This is a genomic window from Protofrankia sp. Cj3 (genome assembly GCF_917627355.1).
GTDB lineage: Bacteria > Actinomycetota > Actinomycetes > Frankiales > Frankiaceae > Protofrankia.
Genome location: NZ_CAKJTR010000236.1, coordinates 1 through 2,262, shown reverse-complemented (window position 1 = coordinate 2,262; position 2,262 = coordinate 1). Strand labels below are relative to the sequence as shown.

General features: G+C 67.5%; 3 protein-coding genes. 2 read left to right on the top strand and 1 reads right to left on the bottom strand.

Annotated elements, in window-relative coordinates; translation table 11 throughout:
• The first annotated feature begins 526 nt into the window (after positions 1-526).
• Together MJ783_RS21135 and MJ783_RS21130 are read left to right on the top strand one after the other, a co-directional pair.
• Positions 527-973: a YidH family protein gene (locus tag MJ783_RS21135; RefSeq protein WP_239313120.1), complete on the top strand. Its 447-nt coding sequence runs from the start codon at positions 527-529 to the stop codon at positions 971-973.
• Entirely contained in the window at positions 970-1,350 is a 381-nt protein-coding gene (locus MJ783_RS21130; RefSeq protein WP_239313112.1) for a DUF202 domain-containing protein, read from the top strand. Before MJ783_RS21135 ends, MJ783_RS21130 begins: the two co-directional genes overlap by 4 nt.
• 68 nt (positions 1,351-1,418) lie before the next feature.
• Here the strand turns inward: MJ783_RS21130 and MJ783_RS21125 are convergent, their stop codons facing one another.
• Positions 1,419-2,189 (bottom strand): HdeD family acid-resistance protein, encoded by a 771-nt coding sequence (locus MJ783_RS21125; protein ID WP_239313110.1) that lies wholly within the window; start codon positions 2,187-2,189, stop codon positions 1,419-1,421.
• Positions 2,190-2,262 lie beyond the last annotated feature (73 nt).

Sequence of the window (2,262 nt, the reverse complement as noted above, 5' to 3'; positions counted from 1 at the left end):
GAGCGCAGGTCCATGCGCACCTGATCCGGGTGGGGATACGCCCGCCGGCCTCAAAGGCGTCGCCGGTCTCGAAGGCGTCGCCGGTCTCAAAGCCGACCTCGAAGGCATCGAGGCGCCGCCATTCGTCGCCACCGATGCGGTCAGGTCCGATGATTCCGACGGTACGGCCGGCCACGGCGGTTCCCGCCGCACGGATGAGAGGCCAGAGATGCCCGGCAGGGTCAGGGTGGCCATACGGCAACCGTGGCCGGTGGCGGGCTGGTGCCGCTGGCCACGGTCCATAAAGGATGCGGACGGCCTCGGGAAACCGCAGACTTCCATGGAGGGACAGCGGCATCGGATCCGCTGGCACCAGCCTCAGCCGGGCGGCGTCGGCCATGCTCTTCGGAGCTGGACGGACATTGGCTGACGACATCGATGACCTCTCCGACGGCACCGGAACGGGGACGAAAACCATGGTGGACGATCGTCAGGGTGGCCGCCCGCGGACCCCCGACGGGTGTGCCGCGGAGTCACCTTCGTGAGAATGACTGGGCGCACCTCCGCGCAGGCACGCTCCGACGGTCACCAGCCGTGGCGGTTGCGCTGGCGCCGGCAGTGGCCGAACGCCGCTGACATCCGCCGGATCGGCTCCGAGCCGGACTACCGTTTCACCCTGGCCAACGAGCGGACGTTTCTCGCCTGGATCCGCACCGCGCTGGCGCTGCTGGCGGGCGGTATCGCGGTCGTGCAGGTCGTGCCGGACTTCGGCTTCCCGGGCAGCCGCCGCGTCCTCGGCATCACGCTCGTCGTCACAAGCATTGTGCTCTCCGCGACCAGCTACCGGCACTGGGCGGAGGTGGAGCGCGCCCTGCGGCTCGGGCAGCCGCTGCCTCCGTCCCCGTTTCCCCGCCTGCTCGGTATCGTGATCACAGTAGTAAGCCTGATCGTTCTGGCGTCCCTCTTGTACAACTCAGGAGGTGACGCCCGGTGACCAAGCCCAGACTCGGGCACCCCAGCGAGATCCCCGACCCGGGGCTGCAGAGCGAGCGCACCTACCTCGCTTGGCAGCGCACCGGCCTGTCCTTCGCCGCCGTCGGCGTGTTCCTCGTGCACGAGAGCGGTCACGTGGGCCATCCGAAGCATCTGGAACAGCTGAGCCACCTGGCTGTCGTACTACCCGGGATTCTCGGGCTGGCCACCGGAGCATTGATCATGCTGCGTGGGCTCCTGCGCTACCGGCAGGCGGCCACCGCGGCGCTGACGGGCGCCGACGGCATGTCGGCACCCACAGCCGTTGCCGCGCTGGCCGCCGTCGCGACCCTGGTCGCCGTCGGGGGGTTCCTCATCCTGCTGGCAGGTGCTTTTTAGCGGCCTTTCGGGCACCAGCGTGCCGTCAAGGTGTTCAGGTGTTCAGGTGTTCCGAGGTGCCAGTGCCATCAGGTGAAACGCCGCTGGCCATGCCCCTCACCTGCCGTCGCCTCGGTACGCGCGTGGGTGCGGGTGGCTTCGGTGACCGCGGGGACGCCGAAGCCGGTAGAGAGAAACATGTCCACAGTAGCAAGATCACGTCGGGCGCCCCGCATCCGGGCCGCCATGCAGATCTTCGTCAATCCGGTAGCCAGAGCCGCAAGAGCAACCCAGAGAACCAGCAGGGTAAGGGAGCTCTTCGGGTAGCCGACAGCCCAGAAAGCGACCCCGATCTCGAACATGCCGACAATCAGCGGCATCCACCACTGCGCGGCCCCACGAAGGTCCGCGACTTCCGCCCCAGGACTGTCCGCGGCGCGAAGATCGGAATGTCGAAAATCGGCACCCCGGAGCTCGGCACGGCGCGCGACGAAAGCGTTCACGACATCGAAGATTCCCTTGCCCAGCAGATACCAGGCCACGATTCGAGCCACTACCGCGAAGGTCGGATCAGGCCAAACCAGCGCGACCACACCACCAGCGGCAAAAAGCACCGCGAGCAGGGCGTGCGACCAACGCCAGCCCCGTGCCGTCGCGGTCGTGGCGAGCAGCTCGCTCGCCGCACTGACAAACAGGACGACACCGAGCAATACCGCGATGGACCGTTCGGTTGTCAGCTCGAACTGAAGTATCGCCAGGGCGAACAAAGACCAGGCAATCCCCACAGCCAGAACAAACCACCATGAAACGGCTCCCGCGCGTTCGCCGTCCCGGTGAGCCGGTGCTGTTGCGGCGCTCACGACATCTCTCCCATCGTCCGGTCTGGCCGATACCGGTGGGCGACGAACGGCACTGCGGCCTTGCTCGCCGTTC

What these genes read in the sequence shown, in the direction of transcription:
- MJ783_RS21135 (WP_239313120.1), top strand. Translation starts at nt 527, where the DNA reads ATGACTGGGCGCACCTCCGCGCAGGCACGCTCCGACGGTCACCAGCCG.